We start from the raw sequence: 24,331 nt of genomic DNA, 5'->3' as shown, positions 1-24,331 counted from the left end.
TACTGGCACAATCTCGCAGGGTGGAAAAGCCGCTCAGCGGTAACATGAGACATGTTCACCATCACTCCTCCGATCAGTCAGGATAACGGTTGCAAATTCACCAAATAAAACGAAAATGATTTCCACGATACAGAAAAAGGAGATCGTCATGGTCGCGACCGTTCCCGCTAAACGCGGCAGAAAACCTGCTGCCACCACCGCCGCCGCACAACAGGGCGGACAGGTTCAATCGCTCACGCGCGGTCTGAAGCTGCTGGAGTGGATAGCCGAGTCGCACAGCAGCGTGGCCCTGACGGAGCTGGCCCAGCAGGCTGGCCTGCCGAACTCCACAACACACCGCCTGCTGACCACCATGCAGCAGCTGGGTTTTGTCCGCCAGGTGGGCGAGCTGGGACACTGGGCTGTGGGCGCGCATGCGTTTATCGTTGGCAGCAGCTTCCTGCAGAGCCGCAACCTGCTGGCGATTGTGCACCCGATTCTGCGCAAGCTGATGGAAGAGTCGGGCGAGACCGTGAATCTGGCGGTGCTGGACCAGAGCGATCACCAGGCGATTATCATCGACCAGGTACAGTGCACGCAGCTGATGCGCATGTCCGCGCCGATTGGCGGTAAGCTGCCGATGCACGCGTCCGGGGCGGGAAAAGCATTTCTCTCGCAGCTTAGCGAGGAACAGGTGACAGGCCTGCTGCACCGTAAAGGGCTACACGCCTATACCCACGCCACGCTGGTGTCGCCCGTCCATCTGAAAGAAGATCTGGCCCTGACCCGCAAGCGCGGCTATTCGTTTGACGACGAGGAGCACGCCCTCGGCCTGCGCTGTATCGCAGCCTGTATTTTTGACGAGCACCGCGAGCCGTTTGCCGCCATCTCTATCTCCGGGCCGATTTCGCGTATGACCGACGATCGCGTAACCGAACTGGGTGCGCTGGTGATTAAGGCGGCGAAAGAGGTGACGCTGGCGTACGGTGGGATTCGTTAAGCATGCATTGCCGGGTGGCGGCTTCGCCTTACCCGGCCTACATGATGCCCTCTGAAAACCTGATGCAAAACCGCTGCTTGCGGCGGTATGCATACACATCTTCGACATGCCCATTTTTGATCCGCGTTTGCAGTCCGCGCCAGTAGCTGGCGCGAAACAGATCGGCATGCATCTCTTCGAATAGCGGCCCGATGCGCGGATCGGCGCACAGCCAGTGGCGAAACTCTTCGGGAAACACATCGCCCGGCGAAACGCTGTACCACGGCTCGCTGGAAAGCTCATCTTCCGGGTAGCGGGGCGGTGGAATATCGCGGAAGTTTACCTCGGTCATGTAGCAAATTTCGTCGTAATCGTAGAACACCACCCGACCGTGACGGGTGACGCCGAAGTTTTTAAACAGCATATCGCCCGGGAAGATATTGGCGGCGGCAAGCTGGCGAATCGCGTTGCCGTACTCTTCAATCGCATCTCTTAAAGCCTGACCGTCGGACTGCTCCAGCCAGATATTCAGCGGCACCATGCGTCGTTCAATGTAGAGATGGCTAATGACGATCTTGTCACCAAGATCGGTGATTTTGGCAGGTGCTTCGTGCAGTAAAAGCGCCATGAGTGCCGGATCGATCTGCTGCTTATCCAGCACAAAGTTTTCGAATTCCTGTGTATCCGCCATGCGCCCGACGCGGTCATGCTCCTTAACCAGCTGGTAGCAGGCGCGGACGTGCGCGGCGGTCATCTCTTTCTGCGGCGCGAATCTGTCCTTAATCACCTTAAAGACCCGGTCAAAGCCCGGCAGCGTAAACACCAGCATCACCATGCCGCGAATGCCGGGCGCTTCGATAAACTGCTCATCAGCGGTAGTGACATAACGCAGGTATTCCCGGTAGCTTTCCGTTTTAGCGTGCTTCTGGCAGCCAATAGCCATATACAGCTCGGCGGTGGTTTTGCCCGGCAGGATCTCGCGCAGCCACTCCACCAGCGCGGCAGGTAACGGGGCATAGACCATAAAATAGGAACGGGCGAAGCCAAACACGATGCTGGCCTCGGCGCTGGTGGTCAGGCAGGTATCGACAAACAGTTCCCCGCCGTCGGTGCGGTGAATGGGCAGCAGAAACGGCACAATGGCCGTCGGTGTAACCAGTTTGCCCACCAGCCAGGCCGCTTTATTGCGGTAGAAAAGCTCGTTGGCCACCTGCAAATGGCTGTGGCTGAGCACCTCTGCACCGAACGTTTCGTTGAGATGGGCGTGGATATACCCGATATCCCGGGTTTTATTCTCCCAGGGCAGGCGCAGCGGCAGATCCGTCAGCACGCGGTGCAGGAGCTTTTCCCATCCGCGATCGGGGAAGAAATCTTTCGCCAGCGGACGCGGAATGGTACGAAAGCGTCGCTCGGGCTGGGAACTGAAGATAAATAACCGCTCAGGAGATAATGAGCGGTGGTCAAATAACCGGCAATAGACGGAGTTGAAAAAGCTCTCCGCAATCTCGAAGCGCGGGTAGTCGGGTAACAAATGGGTGTAATGCTCTTTTACGCGCAGTAAAAATTCCGCGTCCGGACTTTTACCGTCGGTAATACAGCGCAACTGCTCCACCACCAGACCCACGTGGTGGTCATAAAGATGGATACGCTGCTTCATGGCCTGCTGAACCGCATGCCAGTCTGCGTGTTCGAAGCGCTGCTGCGCGCCGGAGGTCACTTCAAGAAAACGACCATACTGGGCATCGAAGCCCTGCAAAATAGTTTGGGCAATCAGTAATTCCAGGCCACGCGACATATATTCCCCCTCACCACCAACCCTCTCCCCAGGGGGGAGAGGGGGAAAAGATTAGAACTGTGCTTCTTCCGTTGAACCCGTCAAGGCGGTGACGGAGGAGGTGCCGCCCTGAATAATCGTGGTCACATTATCAAAGTAGCCGGTGCCCACTTCCTGCTGGTGAGAGACGAAGGTATAACCATCTTTGCCCGCCGCAAATTCTGGCTGCTGCACCTTCTCAACGTAGTGCTTCATGCCCTCACCCTGCGCATAGGCGTGCGCCAGGTCGAACATGTTGAACCACATGCTGTGGATGCCTGCCAGAGTAATGAACTGGTATTTGTAGCCCATGTCGGACAGCTGCTGCTGGAAGCTGGCGATCGTTTTGTCATCCAGCTTTTTCTGCCAGTTGAAGGACGGCGAGCAGTTGTAGGCCAGTAGTTTGCCCGGGTACTTCGCATGAATGGCATCAGCAAAGCGTTTTGCCAGCGCCAGATCCGGCGTGGACGTTTCACACCAGACCAGATCCGCGTACGGCGCGTACGCCAGACCGCGGCTGATCGCCTGCTCGATACCCGCGTGTGTACGATAGAAACCTTCACTGGTGCGCTCGCCGGTAATGAACTCGCTGTCGTACGGATCGCAGTCAGAGGTGATCAGGTCAGCCGCGTCGGCATCGGTACGGGCAATGACCAGCGTCGGCACGCCGAGCACGTCAGCAGCCAGACGCGCGGCAACCAGCTTCTGAACCGCTTCCTGTGTGGGAACCAGCACCTTACCGCCCATATGTCCGCACTTCTTCACTGACGCCAGCTGATCTTCGAAGTGAACGGCCGCTGCACCGGCCTCAATCATCGATTTCATCAGCTCGAAGGCGTTCAGCACGCCGCCGAAGCCCGCTTCCGCATCCGCCACGATCGGCAGGAAATAATCAATAAAGCGCGGATCGTTAGGTTCGATGCCCGCCGCCCACTGGATCTGATCCGCTCGACGGAAGGTGTTGTTGATCCGATCCACGACCGACGGCACGGAGTTAGCCGGATAGAGCGACTGATCCGGGTACATGCTGGAGGCCAGGTTGGCGTCCGCCGCGACCTGCCAGCCGGAGAGGTAAATCGCCTCAATACCGGCCTTCGCCTGCTGCAGCGCCTGACCGCCGGTCAGCGCGCCGAGGCTGTTGATGTAGCCCTTTTTAGAGCCACCGTGCAGCAGCTTCCACATTTTAGCCGCGCCATTTTGCGCCAGCGTGCATTCCGGATTGACCGAGCCGCGTAATTTCACCACGTCCTCCGCGCTATACGGACGGCGGATGCCTTCCCAGCGAGGTTGTGTCCACTCTTTCTTTAATTCTTCGATTTGTTGGGTACGGGTTTTCATGTGCAGATGCTCCATATTGTTATGTGGTGAGTTACGCCAGGAAGCGGTAGCCCGGCAGGGTCAGGAAGTCGATTAAGTCATCTGATGTGGTGATTTGCTCCATCAGGCGCGCAGCGTCGTCAAAGCGTCCGCTGCTGAAGCGGTGTTCGCCCAGCTCGTCCTGGATCACCCGCATCTCTTCGGCCAGCATCTGGCGGAACAGGGATTTGGTCACCGGCTTGCCGTTGCTGAGCGTTTTTTGATGGTGGATCCACTGCCAGATAGAGGTACGTGAGATCTCCGCCGTCGCAGCATCTTCCATCAGGCCGTAGATCGGCACGCAGCCGTTGCCGGAGATCCACGCTTCGATGTACTGCACCGCAACGCGGATATTGGCCCGCATCCCCTCTTCCGTCCGTTCGCCCGCGCACGGGGCCAGCAGCTGTTCTTCAGCCGTTGGGGCATCGTCTTCACGCGTGACAAACAGCTGGTTTTTATTGTCGCCAAGCACGCGGTTAAAGACGTCCATCGCCGTATCGGCCAGACCCGGATGCGCGATCCACGTCCCGTCATGGCCGTTACGTGCTTCAAGCTCTTTGTCGGCTTTCACCTTGTTGAGCACCTGATTGTTGCGCTCGGCATCTTTGCTCGGGATAAAGGCCGCCATGCCGCCCATCGCGAAGGCTCCGCGCTTGTGGCAGGTTTTGATCAGCAGACGCGAGTAGGCGCTCAGGAACGGTTTATCCATGGTCACGACCTGGCGATCCGGCAGTACGCGATCGGGATAGTTTTTCAGCGTTTTGATGTAGCTGAAAATATAGTCCCAGCGTCCGCAGTTCAGGCCGACAATGTGGTCACGCAGAGCGTGCAGAATTTCATTCATCTGGAACACGGCAGGCAGCGTTTCAATCAACAGGGTGGCTTTGATAGTGCCGCGTGGCAGGTTGAAACGATCTTCCGCATAGCTGAAGACTTCGCTCCACCAGGCCGCTTCCTGCCAGGCCTGCGTTTTAGGCAGATAGAAATATGGGCCGCTGCCCTTCGCCAGCAGGGCTTTGTAGTTGTGGAAGAAATAGAGGGCAAAATCAAACAGGCTTCCTGGAATGGCTTCTCCACGCCAGGTGACATGTTTTTCGGGCAGGTGCAGGCCGCGCACGCGACAGATCAGCACCGCCGGGTTCGGTTTGAGCTGGTATATTTTGCCGGCTTCATTGGTATAGCTGATGGTGCCGTTTACGGCGTCGCGCAGGTTGATCTGCCCCTCGATGACCTTACGCCAGTCCGGTGCCAGCGAGTCTTCAAAATCGGCCATAAAGACCTTAACGTTGGCGTTCATGGCGTTGATCACCATTTTGCGCTCTACCGGACCGGTGATCTCAACGCGGCGATCCTGTAAATCTTCAGGGATGCCGCGGATTTTCCACTCGCCACGGCGAATGGAAGCGGTTTCCGAAATGAAACCAGGCAACTTGCCGTTATCAATTTCCTGCTGCTGATGAATACGTGCCGCCAGCAGCTTATTGCGCTGCGGCGTAAAGCGGGTCACCAGTTCAGTCAGAAATTCTACCGCTTCTGCCGTCAAAACTTGCTGTTCTTGCTCGCCATACGGCTGGGTAAAGGCCAGTTCATCGACCGTCGTTGCCTGTTGAGTCATTACTCTGCTCCTCATCAAAGATCCAAAATCACGCTCCCGATGCGAACGAAAGATCGTTGGGTAGTTTTCGCTCAGCAGAATTAAGACTACCTCTATTTTTTCTAAAATAAAAAACAATTTCCATTTTAATTATAAATTGCGATTAATTTATTGATTTTATTGAAATTAAAGTTTTAAAGAATGATGAGTGGCATTTCGGAAATAAAAAAGGCACCCGAAGGTGCCTGATTTGAATAGCTGAAACGCTTTAGGATCGTTTAGTGCAGACGATTACTCCAGCGTTGGATTCATGTGACGCAGATCGTATGGTGTTATCTGGTAGACGTAATAGTTGAGCCAGTTAGTAAAAAGCAAATTCCCGTGGCTGCGCCAGGTCGCTCTCGGTTTGTTTTGCGGATCGTCTTTCGGGAAATAGTTGTACGGGACATCCGGGTTCAGACCCGCTTCGACATCACGGAAATATTCTGACGCAAGGGTGTGCGGATCGTACTCAGGATGTCCGGTCACAAAGGCAATGCGCTTATCTTTACTGGCAAACAGGTAAGCGTCTCCATCTTCCGTTTCGGCCAGAATCTCCAGATCGGTGTAATCACGAATCAGCTGGGCCGGGAAGTCAGCGTAGCGGGAATGCGGAGCCAGGAAAGAATCATCAAACCCGCGCGTCAGCAACGCATGGGGATGGAGAATATGGTGTTCGTATACGCCGGAGAGCTTTTCAGTGCGGGTTTGCTTGGGGATGCCATAGAGAATATTCAGTGCGGCTTGTACCGCCCAACAGACAAACAGCGTGGACGTGACGTGATCTTTTGCCCACTCCAGAACCTGTTTGATCTGCGGCCAGTAAGCGACATCGTTAAATTCCACCAGGCCCAGCGGCGCGCCGGTCACAATCAGACCGTCGAAGTTTTCACCCTGAATGTCATCAAAGTTGCAGTAGAAGTTGTTCAGATGCTCAGAAGGCGTATTGCGTGACTCACGGGCGTCGATCCGCAGCAGTTGAATATCGACCTGCAGCGGGGAGTTCGACAGCAGACGCAGGAACTGGTTTTCTGTTTCGATCTTTTTGGGCATCAGATTGAGAATAAGCACCTTCAGCGGGCGAATTTCCTGACCTGTCGCACGTGAAGTCGTCATCACAAAGACATTTTCTTCACGCAAGAAATTGACGGCTGGTAGCTCGTCCTGCACCCGAATCGGCATAGCTTTGTATCCTCACAGCATACGTATAAACGTTTAGACATCCAGACAGCTAACGATACCCAGAAATGGTTTGAATGTCGAGTCTGCAAGCAGAAGGTGAGAAAGTTTCAAGGAGAGGATGGTGCGGTTTGATGCCCTCACCCCGTCCCTCTCCCACAGGGAGAGGGAGAAAACAAAAGCAAAAAACCCCGCACCTTACGGTACGGGGTTCTTCTTAATTGATGCCTGGCAGTTCCCTACTCTCACATGGGGAGACCCCACACTACCATCGGCGCTACGGCGTTTCACTTCTGAGTTCGGCATGGGGTCAGGTGGGACCACCGCGCTAAAGCCGCCAGGCAAATTCTGTTTAATCTGTATCAAGGCTGAATTTTGATTGTTCGTCTCTTCGCCAAAACATCTTCGGCGTTGTAAGGTTAAGCCTCACGGTTCATTAGTATCGGTTAGCTCAACGCATCGCTGCGCTTACACACCCGACCTATCAACGTCGTCGTCTTCAACGTTCCTTCAGGAGACTTAAAGTCTCAGGGAGAACTCATCTCGGGGCAAGTTTCGTGCTTAGATGCTTTCAGCACTTATCTTTTCCGCATTTAGCTACCGGGCAGTGCCATTGGCATGACAACCCGAACACCAGTGATGCGTCCACTCCGGTCCTCTCGTACTAGGAGCAGCCCCCCTCAATTCTCCAGCGCCCACGGCAGATAGGGACCGAACTGTCTCACGACGTTCTAAACCCAGCTCGCGTACCACTTTAAATGGCGAACAGCCATACCCTTGGGACCTACTTCAGCCCCAGGATGTGATGAGCCGACATCGAGGTGCCAAACACCGCCGTCGATATGAACTCTTGGGCGGTATCAGCCTGTTATCCCCGGAGTACCTTTTATCCGTTGAGCGATGGCCCTTCCATTCAGAACCACCGGATCACTATGACCTGCTTTCGCACCTGCTCGAGCCGTCACTCTCGCAGTCAAGCTAGCTTATGCCATTGCACTAACCTCCTGATGTCCGACCAGGATTAGCTAACCTTCGTGCTCCTCCGTTACTCTTTGGGAGGAGACCGCCCCAGTCAAACTACCCACCAGACACTGTCCGCAACCCGGATTACGGGTCTACGTTAGAACACCAGCCATTAAAGGGTGGTATTTCAAGGACGGCTCCATGCAGACTGGCGTCCACACTTCAAAGCCTCCCACCTATCCTACACATCAAGGACCAGTGTTCAGTGTCAAGCTATAGTAAAGGTTCACGGGGTCTTTCCGTCTTGCCGCGGGTACACTGCATCTTCACAGCGAGTTCAATTTCACTGAGTCTCGGGTGGAGACAGCCTGGCCATCATTACGCCATTCGTGCAGGTCGGAACTTACCCGACAAGGAATTTCGCTACCTTAGGACCGTTATAGTTACGGCCGCCGTTTACCGGGGCTTCGATCAAGAGCTTCGCGTTGCCGCTAACCCCATCAATTAACCTTCCGGCACCGGGCAGGCGTCACACCGTATACGTCCACTTTCGTGTTTGCACAGTGCTGTGTTTTTAATAAACAGTTGCAGCCAGCTGGTATCTTCGACTGATTTCAGCTCCACCCGCAGGGGCTTCACCTACATATCAGCGTGCCTTCTCCCGAAGTTACGGCACCATTTTGCCTAGTTCCTTCACCCGAGTTCTCTCAAGCGCCTTGGTATTCTCTACCTGACCACCTGTGTCGGTTTGGGGTACGATTTGATGTTACCTGATGCTTAGAGGCTTTTCCTGGAAGCAGGGCATTTGTTACTTCAGCACCGTAGTGCCTCGTCATCACACCTCAGCGTTAAAAGGTACCGGATTTACCTGGAACCTCCGCCTACATGCTTAAACCGGGACAACCGTCGCCCGGCTAACATAGCCTTCTCCGTCCCCCCTTCGCAGTAACACCAAGTACAGGAATATTAACCTGTTTCCCATCGACTACGCCTTTCGGCCTCGCCTTAGGGGTCGACTCACCCTGCCCCGATTAACGTTGGACAGGAACCCTTGGTCTTCCGGCGAGCGGGCTTTTCACCCGCTTTATCGTTACTTATGTCAGCATTCGCACTTCTGATACCTCCAGCATGCCTCACAGCACACCTTCAACGGCTTACAGAACGCTCCCCTACCCAACAACACATAGTGTCGCTGCCGCAGCTTCGGTGCATGGTTTAGCCCCGTTACATCTTCCGCGCAGGCCGACTCGACCAGTGAGCTATTACGCTTTCTTTAAATGATGGCTGCTTCTAAGCCAACATCCTGGCTGTCTGTGCCTTCCCACATCGTTTCCCACTTAACCATGACTTTGGGACCTTAGCTGGCGGTCTGGGTTGTTTCCCTCTTCACGACGGACGTTAGCACCCGCCGTGTGTCTCCCGTGATAACATTCTTCGGTATTCGTAGTTTGCATCGGGTTGGTAAGCCGGGATGGCCCCCTAGCCGAAACAGTGCTCTACCCCCGAAGATGAGTTCACGAGGCGCTACCTAAATAGCTTTCGGGGAGAACCAGCTATCTCCCGGTTTGATTGGCCTTTCACCCCCAGCCACAAGTCATCCGCTAATTTTTCAACATTAGTCGGTTCGGTCCTCCAGTTAGTGTTACCCAACCTTCAACCTGCCCATGGCTAGATCACCGGGTTTCGGGTCTATACCCTGCAACTTAACGCCCAGTTAAGACTCGGTTTCCCTTCGGCTCCCCTATACGGTTAACCTTGCTACAGAATATAAGTCGCTGACCCATTATACAAAAGGTACGCAGTCACACCACAAGGGTGCTCCCACTGCTTGTACGTACACGGTTTCAGGTTCTTTTTCACTCCCCTCGCCGGGGTTCTTTTCGCCTTTCCCTCACGGTACTGGTTCACTATCGGTCAGTCAGGAGTATTTAGCCTTGGAGGATGGTCCCCCCATATTCAGACAGGATACCACGTGTCCCGCCCTACTCTTCGAGTTCACAACCTGTGTGTTTTCGTGTACGGGACTGTCACCCTGTACCGTGCGACTTTCCAGACGCTTCCACTAACACACAAGCTGATTCAGACTCTGGGCTGCTCCCCGTTCGCTCGCCGCTACTGGGGGAATCTCGGTTGATTTCTTTTCCTCGGGGTACTTAGATGTTTCAGTTCCCCCGGTTCGCCTCGTTAACCTATGTATTCAGTTAACGATAGTGCAACGAATTGCACTGGGTTTCCCCATTCGGACATCGCCGGGTCAAAGGTTCATATCACCTCGCCGGCGCTTTTCGCAGATTAGCACGTCCTTCATCGCCTCTGACTGCCAGGGCATCCACCGTGTACGCTTAGTCGCTTAACCTCACAACCCGAAGATGTTTCACTTCATGATTGCGAAAATTTGAGAGACTCGAACACACCTTAAAGATGTGTCGTTTCAATTTTCAGCTTGATCCAGATTTTTAAAGAGCAAATATCTCAAACGTGACTCGCAAGTCAGTTTTGAGATATGACGGCAGGTGACTTTCACTCACGAACCAGCAAGTGGCGTCCCCTAGGGGATTCGAACCCCTGTTACCGCCGTGAAAGGGCGGTGTCCTGGGCCTCTAGACGAAGGGGACGTGAAGTCTCAATCGCAAGACGCCTTGCTATTTACTTTTCATCAGACAATCTGTGTGAGCACTACAAAGGCAGGTTCTTTAAGGTAAGGAGGTGATCCAACCGCAGGTTCCCCTACGGTTACCTTGTTACGACTTCACCCCAGTCATGAATCACAAAGTGGTAAGCGCCCTCCCGAAGGTTAAGCTACCTACTTCTTTTGCAACCCACTCCCATGGTGTGACGGGCGGTGTGTACAAGGCCCGGGAACGTATTCACCGTAGCATTCTGATCTACGATTACTAGCGATTCCGACTTCATGGAGTCGAGTTGCAGACTCCAATCCGGACTACGACGCACTTTATGAGGTCCGCTTGCTCTCGCGAGGTCGCTTCTCTTTGTATGCGCCATTGTAGCACGTGTGTAGCCCTACTCGTAAGGGCCATGATGACTTGACGTCATCCCCACCTTCCTCCAGTTTATCACTGGCAGTCTCCTTTGAGTTCCCGGCCGGACCGCTGGCAACAAAGGATAAGGGTTGCGCTCGTTGCGGGACTTAACCCAACATTTCACAACACGAGCTGACGACAGCCATGCAGCACCTGTCTCAGAGTTCCCGAAGGCACCAATCCATCTCTGGAAAGTTCTCTGGATGTCAAGAGTAGGTAAGGTTCTTCGCGTTGCATCGAATTAAACCACATGCTCCACCGCTTGTGCGGGCCCCCGTCAATTCATTTGAGTTTTAACCTTGCGGCCGTACTCCCCAGGCGGTCGACTTAACGCGTTAGCTCCGGAAGCCACGCCTCAAGGGCACAACCTCCAAGTCGACATCGTTTACGGCGTGGACTACCAGGGTATCTAATCCTGTTTGCTCCCCACGCTTTCGCACCTGAGCGTCAGTCTTTGTCCAGGGGGCCGCCTTCGCCACCGGTATTCCTCCAGATCTCTACGCATTTCACCGCTACACCTGGAATTCTACCCCCCTCTACAAGACTCTAGCCTGCCAGTTTCGAATGCAGTTCCCAGGTTGAGCCCGGGGATTTCACATCCGACTTGACAGACCGCCTGCGTGCGCTTTACGCCCAGTAATTCCGATTAACGCTTGCACCCTCCGTATTACCGCGGCTGCTGGCACGGAGTTAGCCGGTGCTTCTTCTGCGGGTAACGTCAATCGATGAGGTTATTAACCTCACCGCCTTCCTCCCCGCTGAAAGTACTTTACAACCCGAAGGCCTTCTTCATACACGCGGCATGGCTGCATCAGGCTTGCGCCCATTGTGCAATATTCCCCACTGCTGCCTCCCGTAGGAGTCTGGACCGTGTCTCAGTTCCAGTGTGGCTGGTCATCCTCTCAGACCAGCTAGGGATCGTCGCCTAGGTGAGCCGTTACCCCACCTACTAGCTAATCCCATCTGGGCACATCTGATGGCAAGAGGCCCGAAGGTCCCCCTCTTTGGTCTTGCGACGTTATGCGGTATTAGCTACCGTTTCCAGTAGTTATCCCCCTCCATCAGGCAGTTTCCCAGACATTACTCACCCGTCCGCCGCTCGCCGGCAAAGTAGCAAGCTACTTTCCGCTGCCGCTCGACTTGCATGTGTTAGGCCTGCCGCCAGCGTTCAATCTGAGCCATGATCAAACTCTTCAATTTAAGTTTGATGCTCGTGAATTAAACTTCGTAATGAATTACGTATGTTCACTCAGAGACTTGGTATTCATTTTTCGTCCGAGGACGTTAAGAATCCATGTCACTTTGAGTGCCCACACAGATTGTCTGATAAATTGTTAAAGAGCAGTGCAACGCGGCTTTCGCTCACCGTTGCGAGGTGGCGTATATTACGCTTTCCTCTTTCAGAGTCAACCCGTTATTTCAGGATTTTTTCTCTTCAACCGAACCGCTTGTTGTGTGAAGTGTTTCACATCCGCCGTGTCGATGGAGGCGCATTATAGGGAGTTCTCCGCAGGCCGCAACCGCTAAATGACAGAAAAATGACTGACTGCTGCATTCCACAGCAAAACCCCGCCTTATACCTTTTTACACACAGACTTATCCACAATGATACGAAAAAGTAAAAATGTGCGAGCGTTGCGCAAACGTTTTCGTTAAAATGCTCGCGCTTAACAAGGATGCCTCGTCAGGTGTGTTAGATGAGTTTTTCACAGGAAAATTCATCTAACGCTCTCTGTAATCGTGAAATCCAGGGGATTTACCATGCAACAACGTCGTCCAGTCCGCCGCGCTCTGCTCAGTGTTTCTGATAAAGCCGGTATCGTCGAATTCGCTCAGGCACTTTCTGCACGCGGTGTGGAGCTGCTTTCCACAGGTGGAACCGCTCGCCTGTTAGCAGATAAAGGTCTGCCGGTAACCGAAGTGTCCGATTACACCGGTTTCCCGGAAATGATGGATGGACGCGTCAAAACCCTGCATCCGAAAGTCCACGGCGGTATTCTTGGCCGTCGCGGCCAGGACGACGCCATTATGGAACAGCACGACATCGCGCCGATCGACATGGTTGTCGTTAACCTCTACCCGTTTGCCCAGACCGTTGCCCGCGAAGGCTGCTCTCTGGAAGATGCTGTAGAGAACATTGATATCGGCGGCCCGACCATGGTGCGCTCTGCGGCCAAGAACCATAAAGATGTCGCCATCGTGGTAAAGAGCAGCGATTACACCACCATTATTAATGAGATGGACGCCAACGAAGGGTCGCTCACCCTGGAAACGCGTTTCGACCTCGCCATCAAAGCCTTCGAACACACCGCGGCGTACGACAGCATGATCGCCAACTACTTCGGTAGCCTGGTACCGGCTTACCACGGTGAAAGCAAAGATCCGTCCGGCCGCTTCCCGCGCACCCTGAACCTGAACTTCATTAAGAAGCAGGATATGCGTTACGGTGAGAACAGCCACCAGCAGGCGGCCTTCTATATAGAAGAAGAGGTAAAAGAAGCCTCTGTTGCGACCGCTCAGCAGGTGCAGGGCAAAGCGCTCTCCTATAACAACATTGCCGACACCGACGCGGCGCTGGAATGCGTGAAAGAGTTCAGCGAGCCGGCCTGCGTTATCGTCAAGCACGCCAACCCATGCGGCGTGGCGGTAAGCACGTCGATTCTGGAAGCTTACGATCGCGCATACAAAACTGACCCAACCTCCGCGTTCGGTGGCATCATTGCCTTCAACCGTGAGCTGGATGCGGAAACGGCTCAGGCCATCATCTCCCGCCAGTTTGTCGAAGTGATCATCGCGCCATCGGCCTCCGATGAAGCGCTGAAAATCACCGCGGCAAAACAGAACGTGCGCGTACTGGTTTGCGGCCAGTGGGCAGAACGCGTGCCGGGCCTGGACTTCAAGCGCGTGAACGGCGGTCTGCTGGTTCAGGATCGCGATCTGGGTATGGTGACAGAAGCCGACCTGCGCGTGGTGACCAAACGTCAGCCGACCGAACAGGAACTGCGTGACGCGCTGTTCTGCTGGAAAGTGGCGAAGTTCGTGAAATCCAACGCCATTGTCTACGCCAAGGAGAACATGACCATCGGGATAGGCGCAGGCCAGATGAGCCGCGTTTACTCTGCGAAAATCGCGGGTATTAAAGCAGGTGACGAAGGCCTGGAAGTCAAAGGCTCCGCCATGGCCTCTGACGCCTTCTTCCCGTTCCGTGATGGTATCGACGCCGCAGCCGCTGTCGGCATCACCTGCGTGATCCAGCCTGGCGGTTCAATCCGCGACGACGAAGTGATTGCCGCTGCCGACGAACACGGCATCGCGATGATCTTCACCGACATGCGCCACTTCCGCCATTAATTCCCGGAGCTGAAAATGAAAGTATTAGTGATTGGTAACGGCGGACGCGAGCACGCGCTGGCGTGGAAAGCGGCGCAGTCTCCGCTGGTGAAAACGGTCTTCGTGGCACCGGGCAACGCCGGTACCGCACTGGAACCCGCGCTGCAGAACGTGGCTATCGGCGTGACCGACATTCCGGCGCTGCTCAGTTTTGCCCAGAGCGAGAAAATCGACCTGACCATCGTCGGCCCGGAAGCGCCGCTGGTGATTGGCGTGGTGGATGCGTTCCGCGCAGCGGGCCTGAAAATCTTCGGCCCAACGGAAGGCGCCGCGCAGCTGGAAGGCTCCAAAGCCTTCACCAAAGATTTCCTCGCGCGTCATAACATCCCGACGGCGGAATATCAGAATTTCACTGAAGTGGAGCCTGCTTTGGCCTACTTACGTGAGAAGGGCGCGCCGATTGTTATCAAGGCCGACGGTCTGGCCGCCGGTAAAGGCGTGATCGTCGCGATGACGCTCGACGAAGCCGAAGCCGCGGTTCAGGACATGCTGGCAGGTAACGCCTTTGGCGATGCGGGCCACCGCATCGTGATTGAAGAGTTCCTCGACGGTGAAGAGGCGAGCTTTATCGTCATGGTCGACGGCGAGCACGTTCTGCCGATGGCCACCAGCCAGGATCACAAGCGTGTGGGTAATGGCGACACGGGTCCTAACACCGGCGGGATGGGCGCTTACTCCCCTGCTCCGGTCGTGACTGACGACGTCCACCAGCGCACCATGGATCGCATCATCTGGCCTACCGTGAAGGGAATGGCAGCAGAAGGGAATACCTACACCGGTTTCCTTTACGCAGGTCTGATGATCGACAAGCAGGGTAACCCTAAAGTCATCGAATTCAACTGCCGCTTTGGCGATCCGGAAACGCAGCCAATCATGCTGCGCATGAAATCCGATCTGGTGGATCTGTGCCTGGCAGCCTGCGATGGCAAGCTGGACGAGAAAACCTCCGAGTGGGACGAGCGTGCGTCTCTCGGCGTGGTGATTGCTGCGGGTGGTTATCCGGGCAACTACAGCACCGGAGATGAAATCCACGGTCTGCCGCTGGAAGAGAGGGAAGGTGCGAAGGTGTTCCACGCCGGTACGAAGCTGGCTGAGGACGATCGCGTTCTGACCAACGGTGGCCGTGTGCTGTGTGCAACCGCGCTGGGCCATACCGTGGCAGAAGCGCAGAAGCGCGCCTATGCGCTGATGGCGGATATTCACTGGAACGGTAGCTTTAGCCGTCAGGATATCGGCTATCGCGCGATTGCGCGCGAGCAGGGGGAGTAATTCCTCCTCGCCCTCACCCTCTCCCACAGGGAGAGGGAATCGTTCGTAGGCCGGATAAGCGTCAGCGCCATCCGGCTTAATCCACAGAACTCAGAAACTCTTCTCTGTCGGCTGCCAGGTGCAGAAGTCTTCGTTCGCCACCAATAGCAATTGAGAACCTTCCGGCGCCTCAAGCCACGCCACACTCACTTCCATTGATGAATGACGCTGACGGCGTTGAATGTGTTCGGTCGCCCAGGACTCGAGCTCAGGCTTGACCGTTTGCCCTTCGCAGGTCGTCACCGTCCCGTCATTATGCCAGCGCCCCTGGCGCAGCACGACGCGTCCCAGACGAAGCGCATCGCTGGTCTGGCGGATTTGTTCGGCCCGGTAACGGTAGAGGGCGATTTGATCGCTGGAAAGCTGCTGTTTTTGACCGCTGACTTCGCGCTGCATAAAGCTCAGCTCGCCATGGTCGTCAAAACGCACTTTCACGTGTTCGGGGGTCTTGCTGTAGACGTTCAGCTCAATCAGCGACAGGTCATCTCCCTGCCAGCGATACTCCGCCGTCGATGTATTGCCGCTATGCCACGGGCTAAAGGCAGAAAGCAGATGCACTTCGCCGCCGGAATCTTTACGCCAGATCCTGACCGCGCCCTGGTTGTCCGCGTAGCCGCTGGCGGTAAACGGCGGCAAAGCGGTGTCGTGGCTACAGGCTGACAGCAGCAGCATGCCCGCCAGCGCGAGCGTTCCGCGCCAGAAAGACAAAAGGGGCGTTGCCGCCCCTTCGCTAAAACTGTTCACTGCCACGCGTCTTACTTAACTGCGTCTTTCAGTGCTTTACCCGAAACAAATGCCGGCACGTTCGCTGCGGCGATTTTGATTTCTTTACCGGTCTGCGGGTTGCGGCCAGTACGCTCAGCGCGGTGGTTCACTTTGAAGGTACCGAAACCAACCAGTTGTACAGCATCGCCTTCTTTCAGAGACTCAGTAATAGCAGCCAGGGTAGATTCCAGAGCAGCTTTAGCCTGCACTTTAGACAGATCAGCCTTGTCCGCAATTACATCAATCAGTTGAGTCTTGTTCATAAGTTATCCTTTCAATGTGTTTATCGCTTGCTAAGCATCGAGTGCGACGAAAATGCCAAAAAAGCACTCTCCTGCATACACGCACCGATAGCCACTTTTTTTCGCCCCCCAAATGTAGACCAGACAAGGGGCGAAAGGGAAGAGTCGAGGAGCGACAAAACGGGCGTTATCTCAAGTTTTCTTATCTCATTGGTTAAAAATTATACCAATATTACTCTCGCCGGCCTCACGTAAGTCCGCACGCAGCCCTTTTATCAGTTCAATATCGCGTTCTTCACACTCTGCCAGCAGGCGGAAAATTTCCCACTGGATATCCCATTCTTGCTCAACGGCCGGGTTTGCGCGCAGCTCTTCGTCGGTCATTTCGCGACCTTCCTGGGTCATTTCCAGCATCGCTACGGTAGTGATAGAGGCCTTACTGACTTCGATAGCGTGCTCCAGCGTCTCACCGCTCAGGCGGGAGTGGAGCAATTCGCTTAACGCCACACAGGCATCAATTGCCGGGTAGACGCCGTACAGGTCAAAATCATCCGCCACCGGAATCGCCTCTTCCAGCTTTTCGAGCTGAGAGTCGAAATTCACCTTCGCGTCTTTCACCGTCAGCGTTTCCCAGATCAGATCCAGAATACGGCGGTAGATATGGCCATCACCAAAGCCCGTCTGCTTGCAGAACGCGGCATAGTTGGGATACATGCGCTCGCACAGGCAAGCCATAAAGGTGACGTGCTGCCAGCTTTCCAGCTTTTCAAGGCGCAGGTGAATCGGGTTTTGTAGCATGATGATCTCTCGAATCGAAAATTAGGCGCAGTTTACCTGAATCATCGCTGAATTTCCTGCCAACGAACAAAAGCCGGACGCGAAGAGGCCACCGCGTCAGCCCAGCGCGTCGGCTCCGGTAAGCGGTAGCCCTTCATGCAGCGCTGTACCCACGCCAGAGCGCTGTCCATGCTTACCCGATGGCCGGTGGCGATGAACAGCGGATTACAGCGAGCCTTGCTGCGCCAGACCCACGCCAGCTGCTCGCCCTTATGGATGAGCGGCGCCAGCGCACCCGGCTCGGCGGAAAGTGGCTCAAACGCGCCGCACAGGCGTTTCTTGGCAACGCCAATGGTCGGCACATCCACCAGCAGCCCAAAGTGACTGGCAACGCCTAAGCGGCGCGGGTGTGAGATCCCGTGCCCATCGACAAACAGCAGGTCAGGTTTTTGCGAGAGCTGCTCCCACGCTGCCAGCAGCGCGGGATATTCGCGAAAGGAGAGAAAGCCGGGAATATAGGGCATGGTGGTGGCAATACGCGCGACCTTGTACTCCACCAGCTCGAGCGAAGGGTACTTCAGTACCACCATCGCCGCTCGCGTCACGTCCCCACCCTGCTCGAACCCGACGTCTGCTCCGCCAATGTACTGCGGAGGATCCTTATCCAGACGATCCTCGCGGATCACCGATGAGGCCAGTTCGATTTGTTGAGCGCGTAGCGACGCGAGATCCATAACGACTCCTTACTTGTGATACTGGGCAGAAAGCCGATGCACCGCCTCCACAAATACGCCTGCATGCTCTGGCGGTACATCCTGATGAATACCGTGGCCGAGGTTAAAGACGTGGCCTTCCCCCTGGCCGAAACCAGACAGTATAGTCGACACTTCTTCTTCAATGCGGGCAGGCGGTGCATAGAGCATGGACGGGTCCATATTGCCCTGCAGCGCCACTTTGTCGCCCACGCGGCGGCGGGCATCGGCAATATCGGTGGTCCAGTCGAGACCCAGCGCGTCGCAGCCGGTGGCCGCCATCGCTTCCAGCCACTGGCCGCCACCTTTGGTGAACAGCGTCACCGGCACGCGGCGACCTTCGTTTTCACGCAGCAGGCCGTCGACGATTTTATGCATGTAGTACAGGGAGAACTGCTGATAATCACGGCCGGTCAGCACGCCGCCCCAGGTGTCGAAAATCATCACCGACTGTGCACCGGCTTTAATCTGCGCGTTCAGATAGAGCGTGACGCTCTTCGCCAGCTTGTCGAGCAGCGCATGCAGGGCCAGCGGCTCGGCGTACATCATCTTTTTAATCAGGGTGAAGGCTTTGCTGCTGCCCCCTTCCACCATATAGGTCGCCAGCGTCCACGGGCTGCCGGAGAAGCCAATCAGCGGCACTTCGCCTTTCAGCTCGCGACGAATGGTGCGCACGGCGTTCATCACGTAGCCCAGTTCACCTTCCGGATCGGGGATCGGCAGCTTGTCCACGTCGGCTTTGCTTTTAATCGGAGAAGTGAAACGCGGGCCTTCACCCGTTTCAAAGTACAGGCCAAGGCCCATGGCATCCGGAATGGTCAGAATATCCGAGAAGAGGATCGCCGCATCCAGCGGGAAGCGGCGCAGCGGCTGGAGCGTCACTTCACAGGCCAGCTCGGCGTTTTTGCACAGCGACATAAAATCGCCCGCCTGCGCGCGCGTGGCTTTGTATTCTGGCAGATAGCGTCCCGCCTGGCGCATCATCCACACCGGGGTGACATCAACGGGCTGTCGCAGCAGCGCACGCAGATAACGATCGTTCTTCAGTTCGGTCATTTTTGCAGTTCCTTAAGCGTCATGGCCTCAGTGTAACACTACTCATACTCGGCCCGACACATCGCTACGGTATCTTCTATCAGCCGGCGCGCCACGGTGCCCGGCGGTGGTAACAGCGGTAAATCGTCGTAGCGATACCAGTTCGCGTCCAGCAGCTCTTTCTGATCGATAACGATCTCGCCGCTGTCGTATTCGGCCATAAAGGCCGTCATCAGCGACTGCGGGAACGGCCACGGCTGGGAGGTGACGTAGCGCAGGTTCTTCACTTTGATCCCGCTCTCCTCCATCACCTCGCGCGCCACCGCCTGCTCCAGCGTTTCGCCCACCTCGACGAAGCCGGCCAGCACGGTGTGAACGCCGTTGCGATGGCGGGTATGTTGCGCCAGCAGGATGGAATCCTCCCGGCGGATAGCGACGATAATGCACGGCGCAATCTGCGGATAGTAGCGCTCGCGGCAGTGGCTGCAGAGCATCGCCCATTCGGTTTTGCTCGGACGCATGGTATGACCGCAGTAGCCGCAGTATTTGTGCGAGCGATAAAACTCCGCCAGCTGCACGCCGCGCCCCGCCAGCTGGAACAGGCCCACGTCCAGATCCAACACCTGGCGAACGGATCCCATATCCTGACGACGCGCTTGCTGGATAAACCACACGGGCTCACCCTGCCACTCGCCGATCTTTAGCGCTGGCTGGCCCACGAGATCGAACGTTTCCGCCGCACCGTAGGGCAGTTCTCCACCGGGCAACCATAATTTTTGTTCGTGGCTGACGATCCACCAACCCAGATCTGATTTTTCAATAATACGATCCATATCTATTGCACTACCTTCGCTTCACTGACATGTTGTTAGCATTGTGGTTACATTCTGGATAAGCAGATTCAATCCTACACTTTGCGGAGTCGACCATGTTAAACCAGCTAGAAAGCCTGACTGAGCGCGTTAGAGGAAGTAACAAACTGGTGGATCGCTGGCTTCATGTGCGCAAGCATCTACTCGTGGCTTATTACAATCTGGTCGGCATTAAGCCTGGCAAAGAATCGTTTATGCGGCTGAACGAAAAAGCGCTGGATGATTTTTGTCAGGGCCTGGTCGACTATCTGTCTGACGGCCATTTCAATATTTATGAACGCATTATCCGCGAAATGGAAGGGACAACGCCGTATTTAGCGGCCAGCAAACTCTATCCGCTGCTGGAGGCCAACACCCAGCAGATCATGGATTACTATGATTCCACGCTCGAGAATGCCATCGATCACGATAACTACCTTGAGTTTCAGCGGGCGTTATCCGACCTCGGTGAAGCGCTGGAGGAGCGATTCACGCTGGAAGATAGGCTGATTAGCCTCGTCCTGGATGCCAGTCCCGAAGATAACGTCGCGCGCCCGGCTTGAGTTCTTAATCGTTAACGAGTAATTTACAACCATTCGCCCCTCTCACGAGGGGGATTTTTCTTGTCGGAGTGCCCAGAGCGAAAGCCGGGCTGAGACCGTTAATTCGGGATCCGCGGAACCTGATCAGGTTAATACCTGCGAAGGGAACAAGAGTCACACTGCTGTTGTATCGCCCCCCGGGCGATCCTCTCTTGCTTCATCCGTCGTCTGACAAGCCATGTCCTTCACTTTTGGAATGAGCTATGTCTACTGCAAAACTGACCCGCCGCGAACAGCGCGCACAGGCCCAACACTTCATCGACACCCTGGAAGGCACCGCTTTCCCGAACTCGAAACGCATCTACATTTCCGGCTCGCAGGCCGATATCCGCGTCCCGATGCGCGAAATCCAGCTCAGCCCGACGCTTATCGGCGGCAGCAAAGAGAATCCGCAGTATGAAGACAACGAAGCCGTACCGGTGTATGACACCTCCGGCCCGTACGGCGATCCCTCTGTTACGATCAACGTTCAGCAGGGTCTGGCAAAGCTGCGCCAGCCGTGGATAGAGGCGCGTAACGACTGCGAAGAACTCAGCGTACGCAGTTCTGCGTACACCAAAGAACGCCTGGCCGACGACGGTCTGGACGCGCTGCGCTTTACCGGCCTGCTGACGCCAAAACGTGCCAAAGCGGGCAAATGCGTGACCCAGTTGCACTACGCCCGCCAGGGGATCGTCACGCCGGAGATGGAGTTCATCGCCATCCGCGAGAACATGGGCCGCGAGCGTATCCGCAGCGAAGTGCTGCGCTACCAGCATCCGGGAGAGGGCTTTGGCGCGCGCCTGCCGGAGAACATCACGCCGGAATTTGTGCGTGACGAAGTGGCCGCCGGCCGCGCGATTATCCCCGCCAACATCAACCACCCGGAATCCGAGCCGATGATTATTGGCCGCAACTTCCTGGTGAAGGTCAACGCTAACATCGGTAACTCGGCCGTCACCTCCTCCATCGAAGAAGAGGTTGAAAAGCTGGTCTGGTCAACGCGCTGGGGCGCGGACACGGTAATGGATCTCTCCACTGGCCGCTATATTCACGAAACCCGCGAGTGGATCCTGCGTAACAGTCCGGTACCGATTGGCACCGTCCCGATTTATCAGGCGCTGGAGAAGGTCAACGGCATTGCCGAAGACCTGACCTGGGAAGCGTTCCGCGACACGCTGCTGGAGCAGGCCGAGCAGGGCGTCGACTACTTCACCATTCACGCGGGCGTGCTGCTGCGCTACGTGCCGATGACCGCGAAGCGTCTGACCGGTATCGTCTCGCGCGGCGGTTCCATCATGGCGAAGTGGTGCCTCTCCCATCACCAGGAGAACTTCCTCTACGAACACTTCCGCGAGATCTGCGAAATCTGCGCCGCTTATGACGTCTCCCTCTCGCTGGGCGACGGCCTGCGCCCGGGCTCCATCCGTGACGCCAACGACGAAGCGCAGTTTGCCGAGCTGCACACGCTGGGCGAACTGACCAAAATCGCCTGGGAGTATGACGTGCAGGTGATGATTGAAGGCCCGGGACACGTGCCGATGCAGATGATCCGCCGCAACATGACCGAGGAGCTGGAGCACTGCCACGAAGCGCCGTTCTATACCCTGGGGCCGTTGACCACCGATATTGCGCCGGGCTATGACCACTTCACGTCAGGCATTGGCGCGGCGATGATCGGCTGGTTCGGCTGCGCCATGCTCTGCTACGTGACACCGAAAGAGCACCTCGGCCTGCCAAACAAAGAGGACGTGAAGCAAGGGCTGATTACCTACAAAATTGCCGCCCACGCGGCGGATCTGGCCAAGGGCCATCCGGGCGCGCAAATCCGCGATAACGCCATGTCGAAGGCGCGCTTTGAATTCCGCTGGGAAGATCAGTTCAACCTGGCGCTGGACCCGTTCACCGCCCGCGCCTACCACGACGAAACCCTGCCGCAGGAATCGGGCAAAGTCGCGCACTTCTGCTCCATGTGCGGACCAAAGTTCTGCTCGATGAAAATCAGCCAGGAAGTGCGCGACTACGCCGCCACGCAAACCATTGAAGTGGGTATGGCGGACATGTCTGAAACCTTCCGCGCCAAAGGCGGCGAAATCTACCTCAAAAAAGAGGAGGCGTAATGTACCAGCCCGATTTCCCACCCGTCCCCTACCGTTTAGGGCTCTATCCGGTGGTGGACAGCGTGGCGTGGATAGCGCGACTGCTGGAGGCAGGCGTTCGCACCCTCCAGCTGCGCATCAAGGATAAGCGCGATCACGAGGTGGAAGCCGATGTGGTTGCCGCCATTGCGCTGGGGCGTCGGTATAACGCCCGGCTGTTTATCAACGACTACTGGCGGCTGGCCGTTAAGCACCGGGCGTACGGCGTGCATCTGGGTCAGGAGGACCTGGAAACAACGGATCTGAGCGCAATCCGTGAAGCCGGGCTGCGTCTTGGCGTGTCAACGCACGATGACATGGAGATCGACATGGCCCTGGCGGCCCGTCCCTCTTACATCGCGCTCGGTCACGTCTTCCCGACGCAAACCAAGCAGATGCCCTCCGCACCGCAGGGTCTGATGCAGCTGGCGAGTCACGTTAAACGCCTTGCCGATTACCCCACCGTCGCCATCGGCGGAATCAGTCTTGAACGTGCCCCGGCGGTGCTGGAGACCGGCGTCGGCAGCATCGCCGTCGTCAGCGCCATCACCCAGGCGGCAGACTGGCGGTCCGCCACCGAACAGCTTTTACAGCTGGCAGGAGCCGGTGATGAATGATCGCGACTTTATGCGCTACAGCCGTCAGATCCTGCTGGAGGATATCGCCATCGACGGCCAGCAAAAACTGCTCGCCAGCCGGGTGCTGATTGTTGGCCTGGGGGGATTAGGTGCACCCGCCGCGCTCTATCTGGCAGGTGCGGGTATCGGCACGCTGGTGCTGGCCGACGACGATGAGGTCCACCTCAGCAATCTGCAGCGGCAAATCCTCTTTACTACCGACGATATCAACCAGCCGAAAGCGAAAATCACCCGACAGCGGCTGAACCAGCTTAACCCGGATATCGAGCTGATTGCCTTACAGGAGCGTCTTAGCGGTGAAAGCCTGCACCGTGAAGTCGCCCTTGCCGACGTGGTGCTGGACTGTACCGACAACATGGCGACGCGCCAGGCGATCAACGCCGCCTGCGTGGCAAATCATACGCCGCTTATCACCGCCAGCGCGGTGGGGTTCGGCGGGCAAATGATGGTTCTGACGCCACCGTGGACGCAGGGCTGCTATCGCTGCCTGTGGCCGGACGATGCCGAGCCGACGCGCAACTGCCGTACGGCGGGTATTCTGGGTCCAGTGGTCGGCGTGATGGGCACCATGCAGGCGCTGGAGGCTATCAAGCTGCTCAGCGGCATGGAGACGGAACGCAATACGCTGCGGCTGTTTGATGCCCGCTCCAGCGGCTGGCGCCAGCTGGCGTTACGCCGCGCCAGCCGCTGCCCGGTATGTGGGGGCCGCGATGCGCATTCTGTTTAACGATGAGCCGATGAGATGCGATGACGGGCTTACCGTTGCCGCACTGCTCGACAAGCTGCGTCAGCTCAAGCCGGGAACGGCGCTGGCGCTCAATCAACAGATCCTGCCGCGCGAGCAGTGGGAACATCAGCAGGTCAATGAAGGCAACCAGATCCTGCTGTTTCAGGTTATCGCAGGGGGCTGA

Annotated in this window: 18 protein-coding genes, 1 tRNA gene, 3 rRNA genes and 1 riboswitch; of the genes, 8 read left to right on the top strand and 14 right to left on the bottom strand. The window is 56.3% G+C overall.

Annotated features, from left to right (window positions below):
• Positions 1-148: 148 nt before the first annotated feature.
• Positions 149-979 carry a glyoxylate bypass operon transcriptional repressor IclR gene (gene iclR, locus KGP25_RS01565; protein ID WP_126534939.1) on the top strand — a complete coding sequence of 277 codons (831 nt, stop codon included), beginning with the start codon at positions 149-151 and terminating at the stop codon, positions 977-979.
• 37 nt (positions 980-1,016) lie between these two features.
• Here iclR and aceK read toward each other — a convergent pair whose 3' ends face one another.
• The 8 genes from aceK to KGP25_RS01525 all read right to left on the bottom strand — a co-directional run bounded on the left by aceK (position 1,017) and on the right by KGP25_RS01525 (position 12,143).
• The gene (gene aceK / locus KGP25_RS01560) at positions 1,017-2,753 is read right to left on the bottom strand and encodes a bifunctional isocitrate dehydrogenase kinase/phosphatase (protein WP_223539867.1); all 1,737 of its coding nucleotides are present in this window, start codon (positions 2,751-2,753) and stop codon (positions 1,017-1,019) included.
• 51 nt (positions 2,754-2,804) lie between these two features.
• Complete coding sequence (gene aceA, locus KGP25_RS01555) at positions 2,805-4,109, bottom strand: isocitrate lyase (protein ID WP_008503407.1); 1,305 nt, start codon at positions 4,107-4,109, stop codon at positions 2,805-2,807.
• Positions 4,110-4,140: 31 nt separating this feature from the next.
• A complete protein-coding gene (aceB, locus tag KGP25_RS01550) occupies positions 4,141-5,742 on the bottom strand; it encodes a malate synthase A (RefSeq protein ID WP_223539866.1) in 1,602 nt (533 codons plus the stop codon).
• A 270-nt stretch (positions 5,743-6,012) separates the two neighbouring features.
• On the bottom strand, positions 6,013-6,942 hold the full coding sequence (metA, locus tag KGP25_RS01545) for a homoserine O-succinyltransferase (protein WP_008503405.1): 930 nt from the start codon (positions 6,940-6,942) through the stop codon (positions 6,013-6,015).
• Positions 6,943-7,165: 223 nt separating this feature from the next.
• Positions 7,166-7,281: ribosomal RNA gene (gene rrf / locus KGP25_RS01540) — 5S ribosomal RNA — on the bottom strand.
• 73 nt (positions 7,282-7,354) lie between these two features.
• Positions 7,355-10,258: ribosomal RNA gene (locus KGP25_RS01535) — 23S ribosomal RNA — on the bottom strand.
• 183 nt (positions 10,259-10,441) lie between these two features.
• Positions 10,442-10,517, bottom strand: a tRNA-Glu gene (locus KGP25_RS01530).
• A gap of 84 nt (positions 10,518-10,601) precedes the next feature.
• Positions 10,602-12,143, bottom strand: a 16S ribosomal RNA gene (locus KGP25_RS01525).
• The 16S, 23S and 5S rRNA genes sit together here with 1 tRNA gene alongside, the layout of an rRNA operon.
• 561 nt (positions 12,144-12,704) lie before the next feature.
• Between KGP25_RS01525 and purH the strand changes: the two genes are divergently transcribed.
• Both purH and purD read left to right on the top strand, forming a co-directional pair.
• Positions 12,705-14,294: a bifunctional phosphoribosylaminoimidazolecarboxamide formyltransferase/IMP cyclohydrolase gene (gene purH / locus KGP25_RS01520; RefSeq protein WP_048030768.1), complete on the top strand. Its 1,590-nt coding sequence runs from the start codon at positions 12,705-12,707 to the stop codon at positions 14,292-14,294.
• A 15-nt stretch (positions 14,295-14,309) separates the two neighbouring features.
• Positions 14,310-15,602, top strand: coding sequence for a phosphoribosylamine--glycine ligase (purD, locus tag KGP25_RS01515; protein ID WP_045909512.1), 1,293 nt, complete (start codon positions 14,310-14,312; stop codon positions 15,600-15,602).
• Between the two features lie 90 nt (positions 15,603-15,692).
• Here purD and KGP25_RS01510 read toward each other — a convergent pair whose 3' ends face one another.
• The 6 genes from KGP25_RS01510 to nudC all read right to left on the bottom strand — a co-directional run bounded on the left by KGP25_RS01510 (position 15,693) and on the right by nudC (position 20,045).
• Positions 15,693-16,385 carry a DUF1481 domain-containing protein gene (locus KGP25_RS01510; protein WP_045909513.1) on the bottom strand — a complete coding sequence of 231 codons (693 nt, stop codon included), beginning with the start codon at positions 16,383-16,385 and terminating at the stop codon, positions 15,693-15,695.
• 11 nt (positions 16,386-16,396) lie between these two features.
• Positions 16,397-16,669 (bottom strand): nucleoid-associated protein HU-alpha, encoded by a 273-nt coding sequence (gene hupA / locus KGP25_RS01505; RefSeq protein ID WP_002445246.1) that lies wholly within the window; start codon positions 16,667-16,669, stop codon positions 16,397-16,399.
• Between the two features lie 186 nt (positions 16,670-16,855).
• Positions 16,856-17,446, bottom strand: coding sequence for a YjaG family protein (locus KGP25_RS01500; protein WP_008503468.1), 591 nt, complete (start codon positions 17,444-17,446; stop codon positions 16,856-16,858).
• Positions 17,447-17,487: 41 nt separating this feature from the next.
• Positions 17,488-18,159, bottom strand: coding sequence for a deoxyribonuclease V (gene nfi, locus KGP25_RS01495; RefSeq protein WP_021242964.1), 672 nt, complete (start codon positions 18,157-18,159; stop codon positions 17,488-17,490).
• A 9-nt stretch (positions 18,160-18,168) separates the two neighbouring features.
• Positions 18,169-19,233, bottom strand: a complete 1,065-nt coding sequence (hemE, locus tag KGP25_RS01490) for a uroporphyrinogen decarboxylase (RefSeq protein WP_024908252.1) — start codon at positions 19,231-19,233, stop codon at positions 18,169-18,171.
• A gap of 38 nt (positions 19,234-19,271) precedes the next feature.
• Positions 19,272-20,045 carry an NAD(+) diphosphatase gene (nudC, locus tag KGP25_RS01485; protein ID WP_223539865.1) on the bottom strand — a complete coding sequence of 258 codons (774 nt, stop codon included), beginning with the start codon at positions 20,043-20,045 and terminating at the stop codon, positions 19,272-19,274.
• A gap of 95 nt (positions 20,046-20,140) precedes the next feature.
• On the opposite strand from nudC, the gene KGP25_RS01480 reads away from it, so the two are divergent.
• The 5 genes from KGP25_RS01480 (at position 20,141) to thiS (ending at position 24,331) form a co-directional block, all read left to right on the top strand.
• Complete coding sequence (locus tag KGP25_RS01480; protein WP_045909516.1) at positions 20,141-20,626, top strand: Rsd/AlgQ family anti-sigma factor; 486 nt, start codon at positions 20,141-20,143, stop codon at positions 20,624-20,626.
• Positions 20,627-20,680: 54 nt separating this feature from the next.
• Positions 20,681-20,789, top strand: a riboswitch (TPP riboswitch).
• Between the two features lie 79 nt (positions 20,790-20,868).
• Positions 20,869-22,764, top strand: coding sequence for a phosphomethylpyrimidine synthase ThiC (gene thiC, locus KGP25_RS01475; RefSeq protein ID WP_045909517.1), 1,896 nt, complete (start codon positions 20,869-20,871; stop codon positions 22,762-22,764).
• Positions 22,764-23,399: a thiamine phosphate synthase gene (thiE, locus tag KGP25_RS01470; protein ID WP_223539864.1), complete on the top strand. Its 636-nt coding sequence runs from the start codon at positions 22,764-22,766 to the stop codon at positions 23,397-23,399. The genes thiC and thiE overlap by 1 nt, the downstream gene beginning before the upstream one ends.
• Positions 23,392-24,147 carry a HesA/MoeB/ThiF family protein gene (locus tag KGP25_RS01465; RefSeq protein ID WP_045909519.1) on the top strand — a complete coding sequence of 252 codons (756 nt, stop codon included), beginning with the start codon at positions 23,392-23,394 and terminating at the stop codon, positions 24,145-24,147. Before thiE ends, KGP25_RS01465 begins: the two co-directional genes overlap by 8 nt.
• Positions 24,131-24,331, top strand: a complete 201-nt coding sequence (thiS, locus tag KGP25_RS01460) for a sulfur carrier protein ThiS (RefSeq protein WP_223539863.1) — start codon at positions 24,131-24,133, stop codon at positions 24,329-24,331. Before KGP25_RS01465 ends, thiS begins: the two co-directional genes overlap by 17 nt.

The organism is Enterobacter sp. JBIWA003, assembly GCF_019968825.1.
Taxonomy (GTDB): domain Bacteria; phylum Pseudomonadota; class Gammaproteobacteria; order Enterobacterales; family Enterobacteriaceae; genus Enterobacter; species Enterobacter quasiroggenkampii.
Note: the sequence above shows the minus strand (reverse complement) of the source record. Positions and strands in the feature narration are given on the sequence as shown.

Coding starts and splice junctions, on each gene's coding strand:
- iclR (WP_126534939.1), top strand. CDS start 149: ATGGTCGCGACCGTTCCCGCTAAACGCGGCAGAAAACCTGCTGCCACC.
- aceK (WP_223539867.1), bottom strand. CDS start 2,753: ATGTCGCGTGGCCTGGAATTACTGATTGCCCAAACTATTTTGCAGGGC.
- aceA (WP_008503407.1), bottom strand. CDS start 4,109: ATGAAAACCCGTACCCAACAAATCGAAGAATTAAAGAAAGAGTGGACA.
- aceB (WP_223539866.1), bottom strand. CDS start 5,742: ATGACTCAACAGGCAACGACGGTCGATGAACTGGCCTTTACCCAGCCG.
- metA (WP_008503405.1), bottom strand. CDS start 6,942: ATGCCGATTCGGGTGCAGGACGAGCTACCAGCCGTCAATTTCTTGCGT.
- purH (WP_048030768.1), top strand. CDS start 12,705: ATGCAACAACGTCGTCCAGTCCGCCGCGCTCTGCTCAGTGTTTCTGAT.
- purD (WP_045909512.1), top strand. CDS start 14,310: ATGAAAGTATTAGTGATTGGTAACGGCGGACGCGAGCACGCGCTGGCG.
- hupA (WP_002445246.1), bottom strand. CDS start 16,669: ATGAACAAGACTCAACTGATTGATGTAATTGCGGACAAGGCTGATCTG.
- KGP25_RS01500 (WP_008503468.1), bottom strand. CDS start 17,446: ATGCTACAAAACCCGATTCACCTGCGCCTTGAAAAGCTGGAAAGCTGG.
- nfi (WP_021242964.1), bottom strand. CDS start 18,159: ATGGATCTCGCGTCGCTACGCGCTCAACAAATCGAACTGGCCTCATCG.
- hemE (WP_024908252.1), bottom strand. CDS start 19,233: ATGACCGAACTGAAGAACGATCGTTATCTGCGTGCGCTGCTGCGACAG.
- nudC (WP_223539865.1), bottom strand. CDS start 20,045: ATGGATCGTATTATTGAAAAATCAGATCTGGGTTGGTGGATCGTCAGC.
- KGP25_RS01480 (WP_045909516.1), top strand. CDS start 20,141: ATGTTAAACCAGCTAGAAAGCCTGACTGAGCGCGTTAGAGGAAGTAAC.
- thiC (WP_045909517.1), top strand. CDS start 20,869: ATGTCTACTGCAAAACTGACCCGCCGCGAACAGCGCGCACAGGCCCAA.
- thiE (WP_223539864.1), top strand. CDS start 22,764: ATGTACCAGCCCGATTTCCCACCCGTCCCCTACCGTTTAGGGCTCTAT.
- KGP25_RS01465 (WP_045909519.1), top strand. CDS start 23,392: ATGAATGATCGCGACTTTATGCGCTACAGCCGTCAGATCCTGCTGGAG.
- thiS (WP_223539863.1), top strand. CDS start 24,131: ATGCGCATTCTGTTTAACGATGAGCCGATGAGATGCGATGACGGGCTT.